Source organism: Vibrio sp. 10N.286.51.E5, from assembly GCF_041469125.1.
In the GTDB taxonomy this organism is placed as follows: domain Bacteria; phylum Pseudomonadota; class Gammaproteobacteria; order Enterobacterales; family Vibrionaceae; genus Vibrio; species Vibrio crassostreae_C.
The window spans coordinates 67704-68009 of sequence record NZ_JBFRJZ010000047.1 but is presented as its reverse complement, the minus strand read 5'-3'; the positions used below and the strand labels follow the sequence as shown (position 1 = coordinate 68009).

Annotated in this window: 1 protein-coding gene; it reads left to right on the top strand. The window is 47.4% G+C overall.

Annotated features, from left to right (window positions below):
- Positions 1 to 306: hypothetical protein (locus AB4161_RS17225; protein ID WP_372058228.1), on the top strand; the 306-nt coding region annotated here is incomplete at both ends.

Sequence of the window (306 nt, the reverse complement as noted above, 5' to 3'; positions counted from 1 at the left end):
AGAGCCAGAGCCAGAGCCAGTTCGTGCTGCAAACATGCCAGAGATCATTCCAAATGAATTTGGTGTGCCAGAAGACGATGATTGGCTGATTGAAGATGAGGCGTCTGAACCAGAAGCATTAGCGGAAACTGACGTAACACCAGAGCTAGTGACACCTGTCGCTGAACCGAAAGTTGAAGCTACACCACAAGCGGAAGTAGCAGAACAAGCTGAAGTTCTAGGACAAGAAGGCGAAGAAGAATTCTCGTTTGATGACTTCGAATTGCCAGAGTTTAATGAAGAAGATGCACTAGCGGAAGCTGATGC